The organism is Streptomyces sp. NPDC013157, from assembly GCF_042899865.1.
GTDB lineage: Bacteria > Actinomycetota > Actinomycetes > Streptomycetales > Streptomycetaceae > Streptomyces.
On the sequence record NZ_JBIBAK010000005.1, the window covers coordinates 1 to 23,589 of the forward strand.

General features: G+C 72.6%; 21 protein-coding genes. 12 read left to right on the plus strand and 9 right to left on the minus strand.

Annotated features, from left to right (window positions below):
* The 6 genes from ACFY6U_RS16435 to ACFY6U_RS16460 form a co-directional block, all read left to right on the plus strand.
* On the plus strand, nucleotides 1-579 hold a 579-nt coding region (locus tag ACFY6U_RS16435), incomplete at its 5' end, for an alpha-glucosidase C-terminal domain-containing protein (RefSeq protein ID WP_390038686.1).
* 31 nt (nucleotides 580-610) lie between these two features.
* Nucleotides 611-1,966: a maltokinase gene (locus ACFY6U_RS16440; RefSeq protein ID WP_390038688.1), complete on the plus strand. Its 1,356-nt coding sequence runs from the start codon at nucleotides 611-613 to the stop codon at nucleotides 1,964-1,966.
* A gap of 4 nt (nucleotides 1,967-1,970) precedes the next feature.
* Entirely contained in the window at nucleotides 1,971-4,193 is a 2,223-nt protein-coding gene (gene glgB / locus ACFY6U_RS16445) for a 1,4-alpha-glucan branching enzyme (protein ID WP_390038689.1), read from the plus strand.
* Between the two features lie 106 nt (nucleotides 4,194-4,299).
* Nucleotides 4,300-5,388, plus strand: a complete 1,089-nt coding sequence (locus ACFY6U_RS16450; RefSeq protein ID WP_390039702.1) for a glutamate--cysteine ligase — start codon at nucleotides 4,300-4,302, stop codon at nucleotides 5,386-5,388.
* Between the two features lie 141 nt (nucleotides 5,389-5,529).
* A complete protein-coding gene (locus tag ACFY6U_RS16455; RefSeq protein ID WP_390038691.1) occupies nucleotides 5,530-7,434 on the plus strand; it encodes an AMP-dependent synthetase/ligase in 1,905 nt (634 codons plus the stop codon).
* Nucleotides 7,435-7,528: 94 nt separating this feature from the next.
* Nucleotides 7,529-7,963 carry an ATP-binding protein gene (locus ACFY6U_RS16460; RefSeq protein WP_390038693.1) on the plus strand — a complete coding sequence of 145 codons (435 nt, stop codon included), beginning with the start codon at nucleotides 7,529-7,531 and terminating at the stop codon, nucleotides 7,961-7,963.
* A gap of 51 nt (nucleotides 7,964-8,014) precedes the next feature.
* Here ACFY6U_RS16460 and ACFY6U_RS16465 read toward each other — a convergent pair whose 3' ends face one another.
* Nucleotides 8,015-8,824: a methyltransferase domain-containing protein gene (locus ACFY6U_RS16465; protein ID WP_390038694.1), complete on the minus strand. Its 810-nt coding sequence runs from the start codon at nucleotides 8,822-8,824 to the stop codon at nucleotides 8,015-8,017.
* A 257-nt stretch (nucleotides 8,825-9,081) separates the two neighbouring features.
* On the opposite strand from ACFY6U_RS16465, the gene ACFY6U_RS16470 reads away from it, so the two are divergent.
* A complete protein-coding gene (locus tag ACFY6U_RS16470; RefSeq protein ID WP_390038696.1) occupies nucleotides 9,082-10,458 on the plus strand; it encodes an NAD(P)/FAD-dependent oxidoreductase in 1,377 nt (458 codons plus the stop codon).
* A gap of 37 nt (nucleotides 10,459-10,495) precedes the next feature.
* The gene (locus ACFY6U_RS16475) at nucleotides 10,496-12,730 is read left to right on the plus strand and encodes an FUSC family protein (protein WP_390038698.1); all 2,235 of its coding nucleotides are present in this window, start codon (nucleotides 10,496-10,498) and stop codon (nucleotides 12,728-12,730) included.
* Between the two features lie 7 nt (nucleotides 12,731-12,737).
* On the opposite strand, the gene ACFY6U_RS16480 is transcribed toward ACFY6U_RS16475, so the two are convergent.
* The 3 genes from ACFY6U_RS16480 to ACFY6U_RS16490 form a co-directional block, all read right to left on the minus strand.
* Nucleotides 12,738-13,088: a DUF5133 domain-containing protein gene (locus ACFY6U_RS16480; RefSeq protein ID WP_390039704.1), complete on the minus strand. Its 351-nt coding sequence runs from the start codon at nucleotides 13,086-13,088 to the stop codon at nucleotides 12,738-12,740.
* A gap of 55 nt (nucleotides 13,089-13,143) precedes the next feature.
* On the minus strand, nucleotides 13,144-13,977 hold the full coding sequence (locus ACFY6U_RS16485) for a SigB/SigF/SigG family RNA polymerase sigma factor (protein ID WP_351497890.1): 834 nt from the start codon (nucleotides 13,975-13,977) through the stop codon (nucleotides 13,144-13,146).
* Between the two features lie 236 nt (nucleotides 13,978-14,213).
* Nucleotides 14,214-14,633, minus strand: coding sequence for an ATP-binding protein (locus tag ACFY6U_RS16490; RefSeq protein ID WP_390038700.1), 420 nt, complete (start codon nucleotides 14,631-14,633; stop codon nucleotides 14,214-14,216).
* 397 nt (nucleotides 14,634-15,030) lie between these two features.
* Between ACFY6U_RS16490 and ACFY6U_RS16495 the strand changes: the two genes are divergently transcribed.
* Complete coding sequence (locus ACFY6U_RS16495; protein ID WP_351497895.1) at nucleotides 15,031-15,480, plus strand: cyclic nucleotide-binding domain-containing protein; 450 nt, start codon at nucleotides 15,031-15,033, stop codon at nucleotides 15,478-15,480.
* Nucleotides 15,481-15,485: 5 nt separating this feature from the next.
* Here the strand turns inward: ACFY6U_RS16495 and ACFY6U_RS16500 are convergent, their stop codons facing one another.
* Nucleotides 15,486-16,790: an MFS transporter gene (locus tag ACFY6U_RS16500; RefSeq protein ID WP_390038702.1), complete on the minus strand. Its 1,305-nt coding sequence runs from the start codon at nucleotides 16,788-16,790 to the stop codon at nucleotides 15,486-15,488.
* 129 nt (nucleotides 16,791-16,919) lie between these two features.
* Nucleotides 16,920-17,537, minus strand: coding sequence for a LysE/ArgO family amino acid transporter (locus ACFY6U_RS16505; RefSeq protein WP_390038704.1), 618 nt, complete (start codon nucleotides 17,535-17,537; stop codon nucleotides 16,920-16,922).
* A gap of 101 nt (nucleotides 17,538-17,638) precedes the next feature.
* Here ACFY6U_RS16505 and ACFY6U_RS16510 point away from each other — a divergent pair, with 101 nt between their 5' ends.
* Nucleotides 17,639-18,523, plus strand: a complete 885-nt coding sequence (locus ACFY6U_RS16510) for a LysR family transcriptional regulator ArgP (protein WP_390038706.1) — start codon at nucleotides 17,639-17,641, stop codon at nucleotides 18,521-18,523.
* A 4-nt stretch (nucleotides 18,524-18,527) separates the two neighbouring features.
* Here the strand turns inward: ACFY6U_RS16510 and ACFY6U_RS16515 are convergent, their stop codons facing one another.
* Complete coding sequence (locus ACFY6U_RS16515) at nucleotides 18,528-19,271, minus strand: TetR/AcrR family transcriptional regulator (protein WP_390038708.1); 744 nt, start codon at nucleotides 19,269-19,271, stop codon at nucleotides 18,528-18,530.
* Between the two features lie 134 nt (nucleotides 19,272-19,405).
* On the opposite strand from ACFY6U_RS16515, the gene ACFY6U_RS16520 reads away from it, so the two are divergent.
* Together ACFY6U_RS16520 and ACFY6U_RS16525 are read left to right on the plus strand one after the other, a co-directional pair.
* Entirely contained in the window at nucleotides 19,406-20,662 is a 1,257-nt protein-coding gene (locus tag ACFY6U_RS16520; RefSeq protein ID WP_390038709.1) for a saccharopine dehydrogenase C-terminal domain-containing protein, read from the plus strand.
* A gap of 114 nt (nucleotides 20,663-20,776) precedes the next feature.
* A complete protein-coding gene (locus ACFY6U_RS16525; RefSeq protein WP_390038711.1) occupies nucleotides 20,777-21,031 on the plus strand; it encodes a WhiB family transcriptional regulator in 255 nt (84 codons plus the stop codon).
* On the opposite strand, the gene ACFY6U_RS16530 is transcribed toward ACFY6U_RS16525, so the two are convergent.
* Entirely contained in the window at nucleotides 21,024-22,883 is a 1,860-nt protein-coding gene (locus ACFY6U_RS16530; protein WP_390038713.1) for an ATP-binding protein, read from the minus strand. The genes ACFY6U_RS16525 and ACFY6U_RS16530 overlap by 8 nt on opposite strands.
* Entirely contained in the window at nucleotides 22,880-23,581 is a 702-nt protein-coding gene (locus ACFY6U_RS16535; RefSeq protein WP_388917212.1) for a response regulator transcription factor, read from the minus strand. The genes ACFY6U_RS16530 and ACFY6U_RS16535 overlap by 4 nt, the downstream gene beginning before the upstream one ends.
* Between the last annotated feature and the right edge of the window lie 8 nt (nucleotides 23,582-23,589).

The window sequence follows — 23,589 nt, forward strand, 5'->3', positions numbered from 1 at the left end:
GCCCTGCTGCTGTCCCTGCCCGGCTCACCGATCCTCTACTACGGCGACGAGATCGGCATGGGCGACAACATCTGGCTCGGCGACCGCGACGCGGTACGCACCCCCATGCAGTGGACCCCGGACCGCAACGCCGGCTTCTCCTCCTGCGACCCCGGACGCCTCTACCTGCCCACGATCATGGACCCGGTCTACGGCTACCAGGTCACCAACGTCGAGGCGTCGATGTCCTCGCCGTCGTCCCTGCTGCACTGGACCCGGCGCATGATCGAGATCCGCAAGCAGAATCCTGCCTTCGGACTGGGGTCCTACACCGAACTGCAGTCCTCCAACCCGGCGGTGATCGCGTTCCTGCGCGAGTACGAGGACGACCTGGTCCTCTGCGTGCACAACTTCTCCCGCTTCGCCCAGCCCACCGAGCTCGACCTGCGGGCCTTCGACGGCCGGCACCCGGTCGAGCTGATCGGCGGGGTGCGCTTCCCCGCCATCGGTGAACTGCCGTATCTGCTCACCCTCGCGGGGCACGGCTTCTACTGGTTCCGGCTCTCCCGAGTCGCCTCCCGCATCGGCCGTCGGCGCTGAGCGTGCGGAGCCGAGGAAAGGACGCGTCACCATGACGAAGACCGCTGACCTGCCCCGGAGCACGACGGCCGGACTCGACCGGTCGCTGGTCTCGCTGGGCGGGCTGCTGCGCGACTGGCTGCCCCGGCAGCGCTGGTTCGCGGGCAAGGACCGGCCCGTCTCCGAGCTGTCCGTGCTGTCCGTGACCGAACTCTTCCCCGGCTGCCTCCACCTGCTGGTCCACGCCGACCACTCCCCGCACGGCGGCACCACCCCGTCCGGTGACTGCTATCAGCTCCTGCTCGGCGTCCGCGAACACCGCGCGCCCCGGCTGGAGCGGGCCTACATAGGCCGGGCCGAGGAGGGCCCCCTGGCCGGACTCGCCCTCTACGACGCCCTGAACGACCCGCGCGCCGCCGAACTCCTCCTGGAACGGCTGCGCATACCCGGCACGGCCGGCCCACTGCGCTTCGAGACCGCCCCGCAGGCCCGGATACCCGGCGGACTCGCGCCGCGGCTGCTGGACGCCGAGCAGTCCAACTCCTCCCTGGTGTACGGCGACTCCTACATCCTGAAGGTGTTCAGGCGGATACAGCCAGGCGTCAACCCGGACCTGGAGGTGCCCGGCGCGCTGGCCGCGCAGGGCTGCGCACGGGTGCCGGCGCCGGTGGCCTGGTTCCGCACCACCGAGCCGAGCCCGGCGACCCTCGGGGTGCTGCAGCCCTTCCTGCCGGACGCGGCCGACGGCTGGACCCTGGCGCTGCGCGCGCTCGCGGCCGGGGAGGACTTCACCACCGAGGCGCACGAGCTGGGGCGCGCCACCGCGGACGTGCATCTCGCGCTCGCCGCCGCCTTCCCATCCGCCGTCCACGACGAACACAGCCGCACGGCCGGGGCGATGTCGGCGCGGCTGGACGCGGCCGCGGACGCGGTGCCGGTACTGCGGCCGTTCGTCCCCGGGCTGCGCGGCGCCTTCGAGGCGCTCGCCAGCTGCGACGCGGGGCCGCTCGCCCAGCGGATCCACGGCGATCTCCATCTCGGTCAGGTGCTGCGGGCGGACCACGAGTGGTTCGTCATCGACTTCGAGGGCGAGCCGTCCCGGCCGCTCGCCGAGCGGCGCAGCACCCAGTCGCCGGTACGGGACGTCGCCGGGATGCTGCGCTCCTTCGACTACGCGGCCCGCCAGCGCCGCCCCTGGCGCCCGGAGTGGGCCCGCCGCTGCCGGGAGGCCTACTGCGCGGGTTACGCTGCGCGGGCCGGCTGGGACCCGCGCCGGAAGCACGCACTGCTGCGCGCCCACGAGACGGACCGCGCGGTGTACGAGGTGGTGTACGAAGCCCGGCACCGGCCGGCCTGGCTTCCGGTTCCGATGGCCGCGATCGAGCGGCTCGCCCGCTGGAGAGGCTGACGTCATGGCACTGCGCGACTCCTCGCTCCCGGAGCCCTCCGGCCCCTCCCGTCCCACGGCCCCGCCCCTGGACGCCGCCGACCGCGGGCGCCTGCTCGCGGGCACCCATCACGATCCGCACGCCCTGCTCGGCGCCCGCCCGGTGGACGGCGGCACCCTCTTCCGGGCGCTGCGCCCGCACGCCCGCGCCGTGAGCGTGCTCGTCGACGGGGTGCGCAGCCCCCTGGCACCGGAGGACGACGGGCTCTTCGCGGCGGTGCTGCCGTACGCCGAGGTCCCTTCGTACACCCTCCTCGTCGAGTACGAGGGCGGAGAGGACGGGGAGGGCGGCGAGCACGAGGTCCACGACCCGTACCGCTTCCTGCCCGCGCTCGGTGAGTTCGACCTGCATCTGATCCGGGAGGGGCGGCACGAGCAGCTGTGGAAGGCGCTCGGTGCCGAGCCGATGACCCATGACGGCGTGGCCGGCACCCGGTTCACGGTGTGGGCGCCCAACGCCCAGGGCGTAAGGGTGGCCGGGGACTTCACGTGCTGGGACGGCACGCAGTTCCCGATGCGTTCGCTGGGCGCGGCCGGGGTGTGGGAGCTGTTCCTGCCGGGGGTGGGCGAGGGTGCCCGGTACAAGTTCGAGATCACCTCCCGGCACGGCGGCCGGTTCCTCAAGGCGGACCCGATGGCCAGGCGGACGGAGGTGCCGCCCGCGACCGCGTCGATCGTGACGGCGTCCCGGTACGAGTGGGGTGACGCGGAGTGGATGGCACACCGCGGTGACATCCCCGTGCACGAGGCGCCGTTCTCGGTGTACGAGGTGCACCTGCCGTCCTGGCGCCCCGGCCTGGACTACCGGCAGCTGGCCGAGGAACTGCCCGCCTACGTCGGCGACCTGGGCTTCACGCACGTCGAGTTCATGCCGGTCGCCGAGCACCCCTTCGGCGGCTCCTGGGGCTACCAGGTCACCGGCTTCTACGCGCCGACCTCCCGGCTCGGCACCCCCGACGACTTCAGGTACCTGGTCGACGCCCTGCACCGGGCCGGCATCGGCGTGATCATGGACTGGGTGCCTGCGCACTTCCCCAAGGACGACTGGGCGCTGGCCCGCTTCGACGGGGACCCGCTGTACGAGCCCGGGGACGAGCGGCGGGCCGAGCATCCGGACTGGGGGACCTACGAGTTCGATCTCGGGCGGGTGGAGGTGCGCAACTTCCTGGTCGCCAACGCCGTGTACTGGTGCGAGGAGTTCCACGTCGACGGGCTGCGGGTGGACGCGGTCGCCTCGATGCTCTACCTCGACTACTCGCGGGACTCCGGGCAGTGGACGCCGAACGTGTTCGGCGGGCGCGAGGACCTGGACGCGGTGGCGTTCCTCCAGGAGATGAACGCCACCGTGTACCGGCGGGCGCCCGGGGTGGTGACCATCGCCGAGGAGTCCACGGCGTGGGGCGGGGTGACCCGGCCGACCGACAGCGGCGGCCTGGGCTTCGGGCTGAAGTGGAACATGGGCTGGATGCACGACTCGCTGGAGTACATGTCCCACGAGCCCGTCCACCGCAAGTACCACCACAACGAGATGACCTTCTCGATGGTGTACGCGTACAGCGAGAACTACGTCCTGCCCATCTCCCACGACGAGGTCGTGCACGGAAAGCGCTCGCTCGTCTCCAAGATGCCCGGCGACTGGTGGCAGCAGCGCGCCGGCCACCGCGCGTATCTGGCCTTCATGTGGGCCCATCCGGGCAAGCAACTGCTCTTCATGGGGCAGGAGTTCGCCCAGGGCGGCGAGTGGTCCCACGCCGACGGCCCCGACTGGTGGCTGCTCGACGCCGGGTACGGGGCCGAGGCCGATCACCGGGGTGTCCGGGATCTGGTCCGCGATCTCAACTCCGGGTACCGCGCGCACCCCGCGCTGTGGCAGCGGGACACCGATCCGGCGGGTTTCCAGTGGGTCGTGGGTGACGCGGCCGAGGACAACGTCTTCGCCTTCCTGAGGTTCGATGCCGAGGCCCGGCCGCTGCTGGCGGTCTCCAACCTCTCCCCCGTGGTCCGTCCCGGCTACCGGCTGAGCGTGCCCAAGGGGGTCCCCGTCTGGCAGGAGATCCTCAACACCGACAGTGCCCGGTACGGCGGCGGGGACGTCGTCAGCCGGGGGCCGCTGCTGGCCGACGACGGGGCTCTGCGGCTCACGCTGCCCCCGCTCGGCACGGTGTGGCTGGAGCCAGTCGCCCCGTAGCCCGCCGAGGGCCGCGGTACGTGTTTCCGCGGCCGGGGCCGGGCAGTCCGGGATGAAAGACCTCGCCGCGCCCGGTCGCGGCCCGGCCGGAGGGCGGTTGCCCGTGCTGCGTACCGTCGGAGTGGAGGAAGAACTTCTGCTGGTCCACCCGGACAGCGGGGAGCCCATGCCCTGGTCGGCCGCCGTGCTCGACCGGGCCGCCCAGGACGACCCCGGGCAGGCCATGTTCCAGATGGAGCTGTTCGGTCAGATGCTGGAGCTGGCGACCAGTCCGCAGCGGGACATGGCGGAGCTCGGCGCCGAGATCGTGCGGTGCCGCAAGGAGGCCGGCCGACTGGCCGGCGAGATCGGTTGCGCGGTCGCGGCACTCGCCACCTACCCCCTGCCGGTCGACCCGGCGCTCACCAGGCACGAGCGCTACCACTGGATGGCCGGGCGGTACGGTGCCGCGATGGTGGACTGGTTCGTCTGCGGCTGCCATGTGCACGTGTCGGTGGAGTCCGACGAGGAGGGCGTCGCCGTCCTCGACCGGATCCGGCCCTGGCTCCCGGTGCTGCGCGCGCTCAGCGTCAACTCCCCGTTCTGGCAGGGCCGGGACTCCGGTTACGCCAGTTTCCGCAGCCGGCTGTGGGCGCGCGGCCCGTCGGCGGGGCCGACCGAGCTGTTCGGCTCGCCCGAGCGGTACCGGCGGCGGGTCGCGGACATGGTGGCCAGCGAGGTCATCCTCGACACGGGGATGGTGTACTTCGACGCCCGCCTGTCCACGCGCTACCCGACGGTGGAGATCCGGGTGGCCGACGTGTGCCTGCGGGCGGACACCACCGTCCTGGTCGCCACGCTGATCCGCGCCCTGGTGGAGACGGCCGCGCGTGACTGGCGGGCCGGACGGCCGCCGCTCGACCACAGTGTGAGCATGCTCCGGCTGGCCTCCTGGCAGGCCGCCCGCGTCGGCCTGGAGCAGGACCTCCTCGACCCCGTGACCATGCGGCCCCGGCCCGCCGTCGAGGTGGTGCGCGCCCTCCTCGCGCACACCGCGCAGGCGCTCGCCGACAGCGGTGACACGGTCGGCGCCGAGGAAGCCGTCGCACAGTTGCTGCACAGGGGTACCGGCGCCCGCGAGCAGCGGTCGTTCCTGGAGCGCACCGGGAGCCTGCGGGACGTGGTCGTGGAGTGCATGCGCCGCACCCAGGGCTGAATTCCGGGGCTGAGCTTTGTCATCAGGTGGAAACGAGTTGACCGTTCCCGACACGAGCCGCACTCCCCTGGGCTAGATTCGACCCGCGTCGACAACAGTACCGATCGGGAGGGTAACCCTCCGTACATCCAGGAGCAGCGCATGCGCGACTACGCCCTCGCTCCGACGACCGCTTCGACCCTGACCGGCGGGCTCGCCGACAGCATCTTCGAGACGGCGGACCGGAACCCCACCCTGCCGGTGCTGGCGCGCCGGCCCGAGGGCGCCGCCGTGGGCTGGGAGGAGGTCACCGCGGTCGAACTGCGGGACGAGGTAGTCGACCTGGCCAAGGGGCTGATCGCGTCGGGGATCTCGCCCGGGCAGCGGGTGGCCGTGATGGCGCGGACGCGCTACGAGTGGACGGTGTTCGGCCTCGCGCTGTGGTCGGTGGGGGCGGAGGTCGTCCCGATCCACCCGACGTCCTCCCGGGACCAGGTCGAATGGATCCTGCGGGACGCCCGCTGCGTGGCCGTGGTGGTCGAGGACGAGCAGGCGGTGATGACCGTCGGCACCGTGTGCGAGGGGCTGCCCGGGCTCAAGCACGTGTGGCAGCTGGACGCGGGGGCGCTGCCCGAGCTGGTGCAGAAGGGCACGTACGTCCCGCTGACCACGGTGGAGTCGCTGCGCCGGATCGTGATGCCCGACTCGACCGCGGCCATCACCTACACCTCCGGCACCTCGGGCCGCCCGCTGGGCTGCGCGCTGAGCCACCGCGGGCTCGCGTACCCGTGCGACACCCTGCTGGCGGGCTGGGGGCACACCGCGGCACGCCCCGGCGAACAGGCCTCCGTCCTGGCCTTCCTGCCGTTCTCGCACGTGTACGGCCTGATGATCATGGTGATCTGTCTGCGCGGCGGGATCCTGATGGGCCACGAGCCGGAGATGACCGAGGCCGCGCTGGCCTCGGCGCTGGGCACGTTCCGGCCGACCTATCTGTACGCCGTGCCGTCGGTGCTGGAGAAGCTGTACAAGACGTTCCTGCGCACCTCCCAGCAGCACGGCCGGGGTGCCCTCTTCGAGCGGGCCGCGGAGACCGCGCGGGACTTCGCCGCGGCCACGGAGCGGCAGCGGCTGGGCACCGGGGCGGGCCCGGGCTTCGACCTGCGGCTGCAACACGCCCTGTACGAGCGGACGGTGTACCGCAAGCTGCGGGGGGCACTCGGCGGACGGGTGCTGCGCGCCACGTCCGGCGGTTCCTCGCTCAGCCGTGAACTCACCCTGTTCTACGAGGGCATCGGTTTGTACGTCCATGACGGCTACGGCCTCACCGAGTCCAGCGGCGGGATCACCATGCAGCCGCTGGGCCGGGAGAAGTCGGGCACGGTGGGCCAGGCCCTGCCGGGCACCCAGATCCAGGTGGCCGAGGACGGCGAGATCCTGGTGCGCGGTCCGTCGGTGTTCCAGGGGTACGTCGGCGACGACTACGCGACCCGGGCCGCGCTGCGCGGCGGCTGGCTGACCACCGGGGACATCGGACGGCTGGACCTCGAGGGCTATCTGACCATCACGGGCCGCAAGAAGGACATCCTCATCACGAGCAGCGGCAAGAGCGTGGCCCCGGCCCCGCTGGAGCAGCGGCTGCGGATGCACCCGCTGGTGCACCAGGCGGTGGTCGTCGGGGACGACCGGCCCTGTGTGGGTGCGCTGATCACCCTGGACCCGGACTTCCTCGCGCACTGGCGGGGGGCGCTGACGGTGCCGGGCGACTCGCCCGGGCGCGAGGCGCGCGAGGAGAACGCGCTGCGCGAGGAGATCGCCCGCGCCATCGCGTCCGCCAACAGCGTGGTGTCCCGCGCCGAGTCGATCCGCGTCTACCGGGTGCTCCAGGAACCGTTCGCCCCGGGCAACGGCATGCTCACCCCGTCGATGAAGCTGCGCCGGGACGCCATAGCGCGCCACTACGCGGCCGAGATCGACGCCATGTACCAGGCCCGCTCGCAGGCGGTGCGCCGCCCGGGCCGGCCCGACCCGGCCGACTGGGACGACTCGGACAACGTCTTCCGGTGAGGGTGACGCGTATCCGGTGACATGGTGGGAACTCGCAGCGAAGGAGAAGAGACCAGCGCGACGGGGGCACCCTTCCGGGACTGAAAGAGACGAGATGGGGACCGGACCACGGCGGGACGACAGAGGATCCGCGGAGGAGACCGACGCATGCGCGGTCCCCTTCCCGGGGCGGCTCCGTGATGTGACGGGTGCCCGGATCGCAGCCGACGGCTACCTCGTCGGTCTCGCGCGCACCTCGCCGCCCTCGGGTCCCGACTGCTGGAACGACATCCTGCTGGTCGTGACGGAGCTGGCCGCCAACGTGGTCCAGTACGCGCCGGGCCCCTTCGAACTGCGGATGCGCCGCACGTACGACGGGATCCACGTCACCATGCACGACTCCAGCCAGGTCCGGCCCGAGCCGCGGCCCTTCCACCCGGACGGGGGCGGGGGCGGCATCGGCTGGCACCTGCTGCACACCCTGTGCGACCAGGTGAGCGTGGTCGTCACCGCGGACGGCAAGGACATCCACGCCTTTCTGCCCTGGTGAGGGATGCCCAGGGGTGCCCCGGCGGGGGTGCCCTCGTGGGGCCGGGTGCGGTCACTCGGCCCGGTGCGCGACCACTCCGAACATCGTCACCGACATGTGCACCGCGCCCTGCTCGGCGGCCTCGGCGAGATCGGCATACAGGGTGTCCCGCTGTTCCTCGGTGACGGCGCCGGTGCGCACGGCGGCCTCGCCGAGCATGCGGATCAGCGGCCAGGCGACCGAGTCGTGGTCCTGGAGCAGGGCCTGCGAGCCGCGGTCGTCGACCACGAACCCGGCCGCGCTCAGCTGGCCGACCAGGCGGCGCCCGGAGTAGGGGTTGGCGCCGTTGAGGGCGGCGGCGGTCAGGGCGCGCACCACCACCGGGTCGCCGGGGTGCAGGAGGGTGGTCCCCCAGTCGGTGTCGAGCACCGCCACCCGGCCGCCGGGGCGCAGCACCCTGGCCATCTCGGCGATCGCCCGGTCGGGGTCGTGGAGGTGCTGGAGGACCCGCTCGCACCACACGACGTCCATCGAGCCGTCCGGTACCGGCAGCGCCTCCGCCTCGCCCTGCAGGAAGCGGGCCCTGCTGTCGGCGGACCGCTCCTCGGCGACCGCGCGCAGACTCGGGTTGACCTCGACGCCGATGGCGACACCGTCCGGGCCGAGGGCGGCGGCCAGTGCCCGGGTCTGCGAGCCGGTGCCGGAGCCGACGTCGAGGAGCCGCTCGCCGGGCCGCACCGCCAGCGCCTGCTCGGCCCAGGCGCGCAGCCGCCGTACGCCGGGGTTGGCGTCCTGGGAGTCCAGGGCGGCCACCAGCGGGGTCACGCGGTCGGGGTCGATGTGCCGCTTCTGGAAGCCCGTTCCGGGCTGGGTCTGCGCCATGGCGGGCACTCTACTGGCGTATGTGATCGCCGCGGGACGGCCTTTGACCGGACGGAAGTCCGCCGCATATCTGTGCGACAGCCGGTTTCTCCCGGCGATCCAGGGGCATGCTGGAGCCCACGCGTTCGTCTGCCTGCTCCGCCCGGCTGGCGGAACGGCGTCGGGCACGGTGGGATCGATGTGGTGCGAAGCAAGCGTTCCTGGGCACGCGGACGGCCTCGAGCCGAACGGCCCGGAGCAGCGGAAAGGGATACACCGTGACACGACCCAGGATCCTGGTGGTGGGCGCAGGCTTCGCCGGAGTGGGATGCGTGCGCCGCCTGGAGCGGAAGCTCTCCCCCGACGAGGCCGACGTCACCCTGGTCTCGCCGACCTCCTACCAGCTCTATCTGCCTCTGTTGCCACAGGTCGCCTCGGGTGTGCTGACGCCCCAGTCGATCGCCGTGTCGCTGCGCCGCAGCAAGCGGTACCGCACCCGGATCATCCCGGGCGGCGCGATCGGCGTGGATCTGAAGTCCAAGGTGTGCGTCGTCCGCACCATAACCGACCAGCTCGTCAACGAGCGGTACGACTACATCGTGCTGGCTCCGGGCAGTGTCACCCGCACCTTCGACATTCCCGGCCTGACGGAGCACGCGTTCGGCATGAAGACCCTCGCCGAGGCCGCCTACATCCGCGACCACGTCATCGCCCAGCTCGATCTCGCCGACGCCAGCGACGACCCGGCCGAACGCGCCGCGCGGCTGCAGTTCGTGGTGGTCGGCGGCGGCTACGCGGGCACCGAGACCGCGGCCTGTCTGCAGAAGCTCACGCACGCGGCGCTGCACCGCTACCCGAACCTGGATCCGAAGCTGATCAAGTGGCACCTGATCGACATCGCGCCGAAGCTGATGCCGGAGCTCGGCGACAAGCTCGGCCGCAGCGCCCAGGAGGTGCTGCGCCGCCGCGGTGTGGACGTCTCCCTCGGGGTGTCGATCGAGAAGGCGGGCCATCAGGAGGTCACCTTCACCGACGGCCGGGTGGTGCCCACTCACACGCTGATCTGGACGGCCGGGGTGGTCGCCAGCCCGCTGATCGCCACCCTGGGCGCGGAGACGGTCCGCGGACGGCTCGCGGTCGACGCCGAGATGACGCTGCCCGGCCACGACGGGGTGTTCGCGCTCGGCGACGCGGCGGCCGTACCGGACAAGGCGAAGGACGAGCCGGGCGCGGTCTGCCCGCCGACCGCGCAGCACGCCATGCGGCAGGGCAGGGCGGTCGCCGACAACGTGATCGCGACCCTGCGGGGCCAGGCGCTCCACCCGTACGTGCACAAGGACCTCGGGCTGGTGGTGGACCTCGGCGGCAAGGACGCGGTCTCCAAGCCGCTCGGCATCGAGCTGCGCGGTCTGCCCGCCCAGGCGGTGGCCCGCGGCTACCACTGGTCGGCGCTGCGCACCAACGTGGCCAAGACCCGGGTCGCGACCAACTGGCTGCTGAACGCGCTGGCCGGCGACGACTTCGTGCGCACGGGCTTCCAGGCCCGCAAGCCCGCCCGGCTCAAGGACTTCGAGTACACGAACACGTATCTGACGCCGGAACAGGTCCGGGCGCGCGCCGAGGGCCCCGAGGACCCCGGCGGCTCGCCGGCGTGACGCAGGGCGCAGCCCGGTGAGAGCGGCGGGGCGGGCGGTGCGGGCGGAGCTTTGGGGGCGGCTCGCGGCGGCCGACCCCGGGCTGCTCCGGTTCACCGCCGGTCTGCGCACGGTCACGTCGATCGCGCTCACGCTCGCCGTGCTGGCGGCGCTGCGGGCCGACGTGTCCCATCTGGTGGCCGGGGCCATCACAGCGATGGTGGCCACCTTCGCGATCCGGGAGAAGGGGCGGGCGCAGCAGGCCGTCACGCTCGCCCTCGGCCTGCCGGTGGCACTCGCCTCGATGTCGCTCGGCGCGCTGCTCAACGCGCGGGTGGTGATGGGCGACCTGTTCTTCGTGGCGCTCATCTTCTGCGCGGTCTACGGCCGCCGCTTCGGCGACCGGGGCACGGCGCTCGGGCTGATCGGCTTCCAGATCTACTTCGCGTCGCTGTTCGTGCACGCGACCGTGGCCGCGCTGCCGGGCCTGTACCTCACGATCACGGTGGCGTTCGGCTGCGCGGCCCTGGCACGGTTCGTGCTGGTCCGGCAGACCCCCGCGGGCATCCTGGCCCGGCTGCGGCGGGCCTTCCGCGTCCGGCTTGCCCAACTGGTCTCCGCGCAGGCCGAGTTGCTCGACGCCGGGCCGGACGAGCTGGACCGGGCGGTGGAGGAGGTCCGGGTCAGGACCGCCCGGCTGCACGAGACGGCGCTGCTGATCCAGGGGCGGCTGACGGACGGCACCTCCGACGAGACGGTGGCGAGGCTGGTGCAGCGCCGGATCGCGGACGCGGAGATCGCCGCCGAGCGGCTCGGGCTGCTGCTGCTCACCGCCCGCAGCACCGGGCGGGCGGACACGCTCACCCTCCATCTGCCGGGTGCCCCGCTGCCGTCGGCCGTCGGGGAGCCGGTGCGGGACGAGGCGCTGGAGCGGCTGCGGCTCGATCTGGAGGCGCTGCGGCTGCTGGTGCTGCGGCCCGGCGGCCCCGGGAAGGGGACCGCGCTGGCCCGGCTGCGCAACCGGCTCCTCGGCTACCGGGAGGGGGAGAACCTGCCGGCCGCCTCGCCCGCCGTCCAGGACGTCTTCCGGGGCATCGGCGAGGCCGGGCGTGCGGTGCTGGGGCTGCGGATCGCCCTGGACGGGCCGCAGGACGAGTCCGACGACACCCCGGCCACCTCCCGGTCGCGGGAGGAACTGGACGCCGAGGACGCGGCCATCGAGGGCGCCGAGGAGGGCGAACGGCAGGCCGGGGAGGCGACCGGGCTGCGCCGGCCCACCACGCGGGCGGCGGTGCAGGTGGCGGTCGGCTCGTCGCTGGCCATCGTCGGCGGCGAGTTCCTGTCCGCCCAGCGCTGGTACTGGGCGGTGCTGACCTGCTGGATCGTGTTCATCAACACCTCGTCCACCGGCGAGATCCTGGTCAAGGGCTACCGGCGGCTGCTGGGCACGGTCCTCGGCGTGGTGGCCGGCATCGGGCTCGCGGGACTGGTCGGGCACCACACCTGGACGGCGTTCGGGCTGGTGCTGCTCTTCATCTTCGCGATGTTCTACTCGGCACCGCTGTCGTACACCCTGATGTCGTTCTTCGTGACGGCGATGCTGGGCCTGCTGTACACGCTCCTCAACACCTACAGCCTGGACGTCCTGGTGCTGCGGGTGGCGGAGACCGCGCTCGGTGCGGTGTGCGGGGTGATCGCGGCCGCGGTAGTGCTGCCGGTGCACACCGACCGCCGTACCGACGAGCTGCTCGTGACGACGCTGGACCGGCTGGCCGACGTGACCCGGGCCGCCGCCGACCAGTTGGGCGGGGCGCCGCCGGTCGACCTGGTGGAGAAGGCCCGGGACCTGGACCAGGCGCTGGCCGATCTGGCCGCGGCCGTCCAGCCGCTGACCCATCCGATCACCCCGCTGCGCTCCCGCCGGGACACCGCCCGCTATGTGGTGGCGCTGCTCGAGACCTGTGCCTACCACGCGCGGTCGCTGGCGGCCACGGCGGAGCTGCTGCCCACCCATCCGGCCATCGCGGCGGATCCCCGGCTGCGCGGGGCGGGACGGCGGATCGTGCACAACATCGAGGCGATCGCCGCCCATGTCGGGCAGGACGGGTCGGACGCCCGGATCGAGACCGGCCCCAGCATCGTGTCGATGCTGGAGCCGGGTACGTTGCGCGCCCCGCGCTACGGCAGGGTGACCGACCGGGTGCTGCGCCATCTCCAGCGCCTGGACGAGTCGGTGGCGGGCCTGGCCCGTCCGCTGCAGGTCCCCGTCCGGCAGCCCGTGCCCGCCCCCTGACGCCGGGTCACTCCGTCACCGCGAGGCGGGCCGAGGCACGGTCTCGCGCGTCCCCGAACGCCGTCGTCGGGACCGGCGGCACCCCGGGCAGGGCCGCGGTGGCCGCCGTCGGCGCAACCGTCGTGTCCGGTGCCGGAGGTGAGGGCGTGGCGGGGATGGTGACGGGCGGGAGGCCGGCTGTCGCGGCGGCGGCCAGGAGGTGGCGGGACTTCGCCAGGGCCGCGGCGATGTCGCGGGTTCCGGTGATCACGCAGAGCGTGTAGGCCAGGTCGCCAGCCTTCGGGTCCGGTGCCGTCTCCGCGGTGCGGAGACTCTCGTACTCGTCCACGAGCCGGCGCAGCGTGGCGGGGTGGGGCATCAGCACGGCGTCACTCCTCGGTCGGTCGGAAGCGGTTCCACGGCGGTCGTGGGGATCATTCGGCGGTCCGGCCCAGCGCCTCGGCGCGGACGCGGGCGCAGCTGCGGCTGATGAGGCGGGAGACGTGCATCTGGGAGATGCCCAGCTTGTCGGCGATCCGGCTCTGGGTCATGTCCTCGAAGAAGCGCATGTAGAGGATGGCCCGCTCCCGTTCGGGCAGCCGGCGCAGCCCCTCCTTGGCCGCTTCCCGGTCGACGACGACGTCGTAGGAGCCGTCGGCCTCGCCGAGGGTGTCGGCGAGGCTGTAGCCGTCCTCGCCCGCGGAGAGCTCGGCGTCCAGGGACAGGGTGCTGAAGCTCTCCAGGGCCTCGAGGCCGGCGTTGACCTCGTCCTCGGTGAGCCCGGTGTGGGCGGCGAGGGCCGCGGTGGTGGGCTCGGCGGAGCCGGGGTTCTGGGTGAGTTCGCGGCGGGCCACCCGCACCCGGTTGCGCAGTTCCTGTACCCGGCGCGGTACGCGCAGCGCCCACATCCGGTCCCGGAAGTGCCGCTTGACCTCGCCGGTGATGGTGGGCACCGCGTAGCTCTCGAAGGCGCCGCGCGAGGGGTCGAAGCGGTCCACGGCCTTGACCAGCCCGAGGGCGGCCACCTGGCGCAGGTCCTCGACGGACTCGCCGCGGTCGCGGAACCGGCCGGCGATGCGGTGGGCCATGGGCAGCCAGGCGGCGACCAGTTCGTCGCGCAGGGCCTCCCGCTCGGGCCCGTCGTCGAGCGTGGCGAGCCGGGTGAAGAGGGCCACCGTGTCCGGGGCGTCGTCGTGGGTGCGGCGGGGCGTCGTGCGGGTGGTGCGGTCGGATGTGCGGGAACGGCTGGTCGACAAGTCGGTGGGCATGCGGATTCGCTCCTGAACTGTGGGTTTCAGGGCGTCACCGGAACGTGGTTCCGGGACTCGACCCGAACTGCGATGTCAGGGTCGCCGCGGAAGCACCACCCGGACCGCTCTACGGGCCCGGGGGCTGTCGAACGACTGCTCCCACTGGCGCGCGCCTCCGGTCCGAAGCACGACACTCCGCCTGCCCCTTCGATCCGGGCCCAAACACCGTTCCCGGCACCAGCCCCTCCGCGGGCTCAGCGCAGGGGCACGACCGCGGTGATCCGCTTGCCGCCGCAGGGCAGTCCGGCGACCTCCACGTCCCGGGCCAGCCGGCAGACGATGGGCCAGCCCCGGCCGTGCGGCCGCCACCGGCGGTCCTCGTCGACGGCCCGTTCGGCCACCGGTATCTCGTCGCTGCGGTCGCTGACGGACACCCGTACCGCGCACCCCTCGACGTCGACGGCGAAGCCGGTGATCCCGCCGCCGTGCAGAATCGCGTTGGTGGTCAGTTCGGAGGTGACGAGCAGGGCGTCGTCGAGGGCTTCGGCGGGGCACGGTACGGCGCGTCGGGCGACGGCGCCTCGTACCGCTCTGCGGGCGTCGGCCGGCCGCAGCGGCGGCCGACGGGACTCAGGTGGTGCCATGGTTGACTCGGTCCGGTACTTTTCGTACATCCTTTCGCTCCCTGGGTGGTGGACCGGTTGGTCGGCTCAGTCCCGTCCGTACGGGGCTCTGCTCTTCGGCTCACCGGTCGGGGCGCGGCCAAACCCTTCGCGGGCGACCGGGGGCTCCCCAAAGTGAAACAGGTCACGTACCCTGTTCACGACTACGCGAAATTGCTCTGGATGGTTTACCGTTCACCCATAAGTGGTCGAGGAGTTGACAACAGGTCCTCCCGAACCACTTCTGACGGCCCTGGCTGGCCTCCCCCGTCCAGCCAGGGCTTTTTCACGCCCGGACCGGTTTCCGACGGCGATTCTCACCTTCTTCGAGGTGCCCGGCGGGGCGGCAGCGGCTGAAATGGGCGTAGGGAAAGCACCCCGTACCCTCGCCGGCGAGGAGCCCCGTGCCATGACCAAAGCCATCAAACTGCTCACCGCCCTGCCCCAGGCCCAGCGCGAGCGCCTCATGGAACTGGCTCACGAGGTGTCCTTCCCCGAGGACTCCAGGATCTTCGAGGCCGGCGGCACCGCCGACCGCTTCTGGGTGATCCGCTCGGGAGCGGTCAACCTGGACCAGGAGGTGACGACCCACAAGCGGGTCACCGTCGCCACTCTGGGCGCCGGCGACCTGCTCGGCTGGTCCTGGCTGTTCCCGCCGTACACCTGGGACTTCGGGGCGGTGGCCTTCAGCCAGGTGCGGGCCTACGAGTACGACGCCTCGGCCGTGCTCGCGCTGTGCGTGGAGGATCCGCTGCTCGGTCTGTCCCTGGTACGGACGGTCGCCGAGATCCTCGCCAGCCGCCTGGAGGTCACCCGCGGCAAACTCCTCGACGCCTACGTCGGACGTCGGCCCGTGTAGGCCGCTCAGACGCGGTAGCGGCGCAGGGCCGGAACGGCGGCGGCGAGAACCAGCATCACCGCGACCACCAGCAGCCCGCCGCCCGCGACCGCCGCCCGCGGCCCGAAGACCGAGCCCGCGGTGCCGTGCAGCACGTCGGCCAGCCGCGGCCCGCCCGCGACCACCACGGTGAACACCCCCTGCATCCGGCCCCGCATCTCGTCGGTCGCCGCGGACAGCAGGATCGCGCCGCGGAAGACCATCGAGACCATGTCGGCGACCCCGGCGGCGGCCAGGAAGGCCACGGCGACCCAGAGGTTGCGGCTCAGCCCGAACCCGGCGACGGCAGCACCCCAGCCGACCACGGCGCCGATCACCATCAGGCCGTGGCGGCGGGCCCGCGAGAAGGTGCCGGAGAAGAGCCCGCCGAGAACCGCGCCGACCGGGATCGCCGCGAACAGCAGGCCGAGCGCGAGCCCCTCGCCGTAGGAGGCGTAGGTCTGCGCGGCCAGCTGCGGGAACAGGGCACGGGGCATGCCGAAGACCATCGCGATGATGTCCGCGAGGAACGACAGCAGCAGCACCTTGTGCATGGAGATGTACCGGAAGCCCGCCACGATCTCGCGCACCCCGGCCCGCCGCGCCGTCGCACCCGCCAGGGGCGGCAGCGCGGGCAGCCGGTAGACCGCCCACACCGTCACGCACAGCGCCAGCGCGTCGATCAGGTACAGCTCGGGCAGCCCGATGACGGGGATCAGGGCACCGGCGAGCAGCGGGCCGACCACCTGCCCGGTCTGCATGACCGTCGACCCGAGCGCGTTGGCGGCGGGCAGTTGCGCCTCCGGGACCAGCCGGGCGATGGAGGCGGTACGGGCCGGCGCGTTCAGCCCCCAGAACGCCTGCTGCATCGCGAGCAGCACCATCAGCGCGGCCACCGATCTCATCCCGGTGGCCGCCTGGACGAAGAAGAGCAGTGAGGTCACGCCGATACCGATGTTGGTGATCAGCAGCAGCTTGCGGCGGTCCATGGTGTCGGCCACCGCGCCGCCCCACAGCGCGAACACGATCAGCGGCAGCAGTCCGGCGAGACTCGCCGCGCCGACCCAGGCGGACGACCCCGTGATGTCGAAGATCTGCTTGGGCACGGCGACGGCGGTCAGCTGGCTGCCGACCGAGGTGACGATGGTCGACGTCCACAGCCTGCGGTAGGCCGGGATGCGCAGCGGGCGGGTGTCCATCGCCCAGCGCCGCCAGCCGCTCCGGGGCGGGGCGGCCGTGGCGTCGTCGGGGGTCTGTATGTCGGACTGGGTGCCGCTCTCGCTGGTGTCCACGGAGTTCCTGGTGTCCCGCTCTTCTCGATGCCCGCTACATCTTTTCGGTTGCAGGTTCACTATCGCAGCAACTTCCGTCGCTGCCGAACCGCTTGTCTCAGGATGCGGCCGTTCGAGGATCCGGGCGGCTCAGGATCCCGCCACGAGCATCAGGCCGAGCCCGATCATGGTCAGTGCCACCAGCCCGTCCATCACCCGCCAGGCGGCCGGCCCGGCGAGGTACCGGCCGAGCAGCCGGGCGCCGAAGCCGAGGGCGGTGAACCAGCAGAGGCTGGCCAGGGCGGCGCCGAGTCCGAAGGTCCAGCGCAGGTCGCCCCGGTGGGCGGCGAGGGAGCCGAGCAGGAACACGGTGTCCAGGTACACGTGCGGGTTCAGCCAGGTCATGGCCAGGCAGGTGAGGACCGCCCGCCGCCGGGACCCTGCCGTCTCGCCCTCGGTGCGCAGACCGCCGGTGCCGGGCCGCAGGACCCGCCGGGCGGCGAGGGCGCCGTAGCAGAGCAGGAAGGCGCCGCCGATCAGCCCGACCGCCCGCACCGCGCCCGGCCAGGCCACCACGATGGCGCCCACCCCGCCGACGCCGAGCGAGATGAGGACGGCGTCGGAGAGCGCGCAGATGCCGACGACCACGAGGACCGCGTCGCGGCGGATGCCCTGGCGGAGCACGAAGGCGTTCTGGGCACCGATGGCGACGATGAGCGAGAGGCCGGTGCCGAATCCTGCGGCAGCGGCGGCGAGAGAGCTGGACATGCCCTCGACGCTACGGAAGCGATCACTCTGCGTACAGCTAAAGATTTTTACGTACCCTTAGCGCAGCTGAAGACAGACAGGAGACAGACAGGAGTGCGACGGTGGAACTTCCGCTCGACCAGGTGCGGACGCTGCTGGCGGTGGTGGACGAGGGCACGTTCGACGCGGCGGCCGCGGCCCTGCACGTGACGCCGTCGGCGGTCAGCCAGCGGGTCAAGGCGTTGGAGCAGCGCACGGGCCGGGTGCTGCTCCAACGCACCAAGCCGGTGCGGCCGACGGAGTCGGGCGAGGTACTGGTCCGGTTCGCCCGGCAGCTGGCGCGGCTGGAGCGGGACGCGCGCGGTGAGCTGGGCATGAGCGGCGCCGGGGAGCCGACCCGGGTGTCGGTCGCGGTCAACGCGGACTCGCTGGCGACGTGGTTCCTGCGGGCGCTGACCGGGCTGCCGCACGTCTATGTCGAACTGCGGCGGGAGGACGAGGACCACACGGCCGCGCTGCTGCGGGAGGGGCTGGTGATGGCGGCGGTGACGTCGTCGCCGGAGGCGGTGCCGGGGTGTTCGGTGCGGGCGCTGGGGCGGATGCGGTACCTGCCGGTGGCGGCGCCGGAGTTCGCGGCGGCGCGTCTTTCGGGGGCGCTGCCGGATGCGCTCGCCGAGGCGCCGGTGATCGTGTTCGACCGGGTCGACGATTTCCAGGACGGGTTCGTACGGCGGCTGGGCGGGGCGGGGGCGAGTGCGCTGCGGCACTACGTGCCGACGTCGGAGGGGTTCGTGGACGCGGTGACGGCGGGGCTGGGGTGGGGGATGGTGCCGGAGCCGCAGGCGGTACCGCGGCTGCGGGACGGGCGGTTGGTGCGGATCGGGGGACGGGAGTGGTGGGTCGACGTGCCGTTGTACTGGCAGCAGTGGAAGTTGGATTCGCCGGCGTTGGGGGCGGTGGCGGAGGCGGTGGCGAGTACGGCCGAGGGTGCGTTGCGCCGGCCGTAGGGAGTCAATTCGTACGGGTGCGGGTGGGTGGGGGCTGGTCGCGCAGTTCCCCGCGCCCCTGACGGGGCGCCGCACTGTCCAGGAGCATTTCAAGTGCCGTCGGATAGGCGCTGGTCACCATGCGTTTCGCCAGGAGCGGAGCCGCCTCCGCGATACGTGGGTGGGTGGTGTGCGGGAGGCGGGCGTAGGTCGAGTGCCACTTGTCCTCGTCGGCTCGCCGGGAGTCCTTCGGGAGGGTGAGGGAGGCTGCGTCCAGGGCGGCGAAGGCGAGGGTCTGGTCGATGAAGGCGTGGTAGACGCGGACGGTCTCCGGGAGTGAGAAGCCTGCCGTGCGCAGGACGTCCAGGACCGCTTCGTCGGCGGCCAGTTCGTGTGCCCGGCCGGTCACGCGGTTCGTCGTCAGCAGGGCCGCCTGCGGGTGGGCGACGTACTGCGCGTGGATGCGCAGGCCGATGGTCCGCAGGTCCGTCCGCCACTCCCCCGTCGGGCTCCAGCCGGCCAGCGCCTGGCCGATGAGGGCGTCACCGATCGCCAGGGTGAGGTCGTCCATGCCCCGGAAGTAGCGGTACAGGGTGCTGGGGTCGCAGTCGAGGGCGAGACCCAGTCGGCGGGCGGTCAGGCCGGCGCTGCCGTGCTCGCGCAGCAGGCGCAGCGCGGTCTCCACGATCAGCCGCTCGGAGAGCACCGTGCCGCTGCGGGTGGGGCGGCGCCTGCGGCGCTTCTCCTCCGGTACGACCGTCTTGGGCATCGCGTACTCCCTGCCGTTGCTGTGCCCCGCCCTTATGCCAACGCCATTGACCTTACGCGACGGCCGGGCGTTTCATTCCGGCCAGGGCGCCCCCGTTTCCGACCTCGCTCTCTGTCCCAGAAGGAGATTCCCGCATGCGTGTACTGCTCGTGGGAGCCGGTGGTGTGGGCACCGCCGTCACCCGGATCGCGGCCCGGCGGCCGTTCTTCGACCTGTTGGTGGTCGCCGACTACGACCTGGCCCGCGCCGAGGCGGCGGTGGCGGCCGTCGGCGACGACCGGTTCCGCGCCGAGGCGGCGGTGGCGGCCGTCGGCGACGACCGGTTCCGCGCCGAGCGCGTCGACGCCGGCGACGAGGCGGCCGTGGCCGCGCTGCTGGCCCGCCACGGTTGCGACGTGCTGCTCAACGCCACCGACCCGCGCTTCGTCATGCCTCTGTTCCGGGCCGCCCGCAAGGCCGGCGCCGACTACCTCGACATGGCGATGTCGCTGTCCCGCCCGCATCCCGAGCGGCCGTACGAGGAGTGCGGGGTGAAGCTGGGCGACGAACAGTTCGCGCTGGCCGGGGAGTGGGAGCGGGCGGGTGCGCTGGCGCTGGTCGGGATCGGGGTGGAGCCCGGGTTGTCGGACGTGTTCGCCCGGTACGCGGCCGACGAGCTCTTCGACGAGATCGAGGAGATCGGCATCCGCGACGGTGCGAACCTGACCGTGGACGGCTACGACTTCGCGCCCTCCTTCAGCATCTGGACCACCATCGAGGAGTGCCTCAACCCGCCCGTCGTGTACGAACGGCGGCGCGGGTGGTTCACCACCGCGCCGTTCAGCGAGCCCGAGGTGTTCGACTTCCCGGACGGGATCGGTCCGGTCGAGTGCGTGAACGTCGAGCACGAGGAGGTGCTGCTCGTGCCGCGCTGGGTGGACGCGCGGCGGGTCACCTTCAAGTACGGGCTCGGGCGCGAGTTCATCGAGACGCTGAAGACGCTGCACCTGCTGGGCCTGGACCGCACCGCCCCGGTGACGGTGCCCGGCGCCGACGGCCCGGTCGCGGTCTCGCCCCGGGACGTGGTCGCCGCGTCGCTGCCCGACCCGGCGACACTGGGCGAGCGCATGCGCGGCAAGACCTGCGCGGGCACCTGGGTGCGCGGGGTGAAGGACGGACAGCCGCGGGAGGTGTATCTCTACCACGTTGTCGACAACCAGTGGTCCATGGCGGAGTACGGTTGTCAGGCCGTGGTGTGGCAGACGGCCCTCAATCCGGTCGTCGCCCTCGAACTCCTGGCCACCGGCGCGTGGTCGGGCTCGGGCGTCCTCGGCCCGGAGGCGTTCCCGGCCCGCCCGTTCCTCGACCTGCTGACCGAATACGGCTCCCCCTGGGGTCTGCGCGAGCAGTGACCGCCCGCGAATCCCGCGGGACTTGGCCGTTTCAGCCGCGCCCGGACCGGTGACCCGGAGCCGAGCAACGCGCACAGGAAACGGCTGAATCGACTTGGATCGCAGGTGACTTCGATGGACGACTGGCGAGACCACGCCGAGTGCCGCTACGAGGACCCCGACCTCTTCTTCCCGATCGGGACCACCGGCCCGTCGCTGCATCAGACGCGGCGCGCGAAGGCCGTGTGCGAGCGGTGTCCGGTGCAGGACCCCTGCCTGCGCTGGGCGATGGCGACCGGGCAGACCGTCGGCGTCTGGGGCGGTACGACCGAGGCGGAGCGCCGGCTGCTGGCCCGGCGCCGGCAGCGGGCGGAGCGCCGGCTCAGCTGACGTCGGCCGGGGCCGGTGCGGCCGGCAGCCGCAGGATGAACTCGGCGCCCTTGCCGGGTTCGCTGCGCGCCTCGGCGGTGCCGTCGTGGGCGGCGAGCAGATGGCGCACGATCGGCAGGCCGAGGCCGCTGCCTCCGGTACGGCGGCTGCGGGACTTCTCCGCGCGCCAGAACCGCTCGAAGACGTGCGGGAGATCGTCGGCGGCGATGCCCGGACCGGTGTCGGTGACGGTGAGGACGACGTCGTCACCGACACGGCGGGCGGACAGGGTGACCGTGCCGTCGGCGGGGGTGTGCCGGAGGGCGTTGGAGACCAGGTTGCCGAGGGCCTGCCGCATCCGGACCGGGTCGGCGTCGAGCCAGGCGGTGCCGTCGGTGTCGGTCAGCAGGGTGACCCCGGCCGCGTCGGCGGCGACGCGGTGGGCGGCGGCGACCTGGTCGGTCAGGTCGGCGGCGCGCACCGGTTCGCGGTGCACGCGCAGGGTGCCGGCATCGGCGGCGGCCAGGTCCTGGAGGTCGTCGATGATCCGCTGCAGGACCAGCGCCTCCTCGTGCAGGGAGCCCAGCAGGGCCGGGTCGGGGTCGACCAGACCGTCCCGGGTGACCTCCAGCCAGCCGCGGATGTTGGTGAGGGGGCTGCGCAGTTCGTGGGCGATGTCGCTGACCATCGCCTTGCGCTGCTCTTCGAGGCGTTCCCGGCGCTCGGTGAGGTCGTTGAACGCCTCGGCCAGCAGCCCGGTCTCGTCCCGGGTGCGCACGCGTGCCCGGACGTGCAGCTCGGGCGGCTGCTGCGCAGCGGCCGTGAGGGCACGCAGCGGCCGCACCAGACGCATGGCGACGACGGCGGTGACGGCGACCGTGACGGCGAGGACCAGGCCGGCCGCGCCGACGATCTTCGTCTTGTTGGCCCGGGACATGTCGAAGCGGGGTGCGGTCTGGTCGCCGATGCCGAGGAAGAGCTCGGCGGCCGGGGCGACGTACGGTTCGAGCTGGGTGCGCCGGGCGTTGGCGATGCAGTTCTTCGCCGGCCGGTCCGTCTTCCGCTCGATCCCCTTCTTGGTGACGAGGAACCCGCCCGAGACGGGGTCGCGCCCTGTCGTGTCGTAGGTCAGGTACAGCGAGCCGCCGATGTCCCTGTCCTGGGCCTTGAGGCAGGGACGGGCCAGGTCCGTCAGCGCGTCGAGGGCCTTGGTCTCGGTGGCGGTCGGGAAGTCGAGCGCGTCGTTGATCCCGCCGGTCGACTCGCCGAGGACGTTGCCGCACCCGACCTTGAGTTGCAGAGGAGCGTCTCTGGCGTCGTCGAAGACGACGTGCGGCCGTCCGCTCGGGATGTGCTGGACGCTGGTCCGGACGCCGAAGCGGTCGAAGCACTCCTGCTGCTTCTCGGCGACCGCGTCCAGTTTCCCGCGCTCCGGCGCGGTGAGCCGGAACGGACCGACCGCGCGCGGATCGATGCCGCTGAGCTGCGCGCCGGACTCCGTGTAGGTGTCGGTGTGCAGGGGGTCCACGGCGGCCGCCGGGCGCGGTGGCAGCGGGGTGTCGTGGGCTGCCGAGTCGGCGATCAGCGTGCGGTCGGCGGTGGTCAGCGCGATCCTGCGGCCGGTCTTGGCCGCCAGGGCCCGGAGGGTGTGCTGGACCTCGCTCCAGTCGGGGTGGTCCGCCGCGTACCCGCTGAGCTCGGCGAGGATCTTGTTGTCGGCGGCCAGGTCCTGCCCCTGTTCCTCCTCCAGCGCGCTGGTGGTGGTCGTCACGGCGAGCCAGGCGGTGGCGGCCACCGAGCAGACGGCGATCAGTACCGAGGTGAACAGCAGCCGGACCAGCAGCCGCTTGCGCCAGGGTATCCGGGGCTTCACGGCCGGCCGCCGCTCAGCTTGTAGCCGACACCGAACACGGTCACCAGCCGCACCGGCCGCCGGGGATCGGCCTCGATCTTCCGGCGCAGGTTCATCACATGGACGTCGACGGCCCGTTCGGTGGAGGAACGGTCGAAGCCCCGTGTGCACTGCAGCAACTGCCGCCGGGTGAAGACCCGGTCGGGCTCCCCGGCCATGGCGAGCAGGATCTGGAACTCGGCCGGGGTCACCTCCACCGGCTCCCCGTCGCAGCGCACCTGGTGCCGCACGGGATCGACGCTGATCCCGGCGGCGGTCACGGCGGGTTCCTCCTCCCGGACGGGCGCGGCCCGCCCGCTGCGCCGCAGGATCGTCCGGATCCGGGCCATCAGCTCGCGCGGGCTGTACGGCTTGGTCATGTAGTCGTCGGCGCCCAGCTCAAGGCCGAGCAGCACGTCGTCCTCGTCGGAGCGGGCCGTGAGCATCAGCACCGGGATCTCCGGGTCGCCGCCGCGCAGCACCCGGCAGACGCCGAAGCCGTCGATCACCGGCAGCATCAGGTCGAGGACGACCAGGTCGGGACCGAGCCGCCGGGCCGCGTCCAGCGCGGCGGCCCCGTCATGGACCACGGTCGCGCTGTGCCCCTCGGCGAGCAGCGACCTCCGGATCAGCTCGGCCTGCATCTCGTCGTCCTCGGCCACCAGCACATGTGCGCACACAGGTTCGG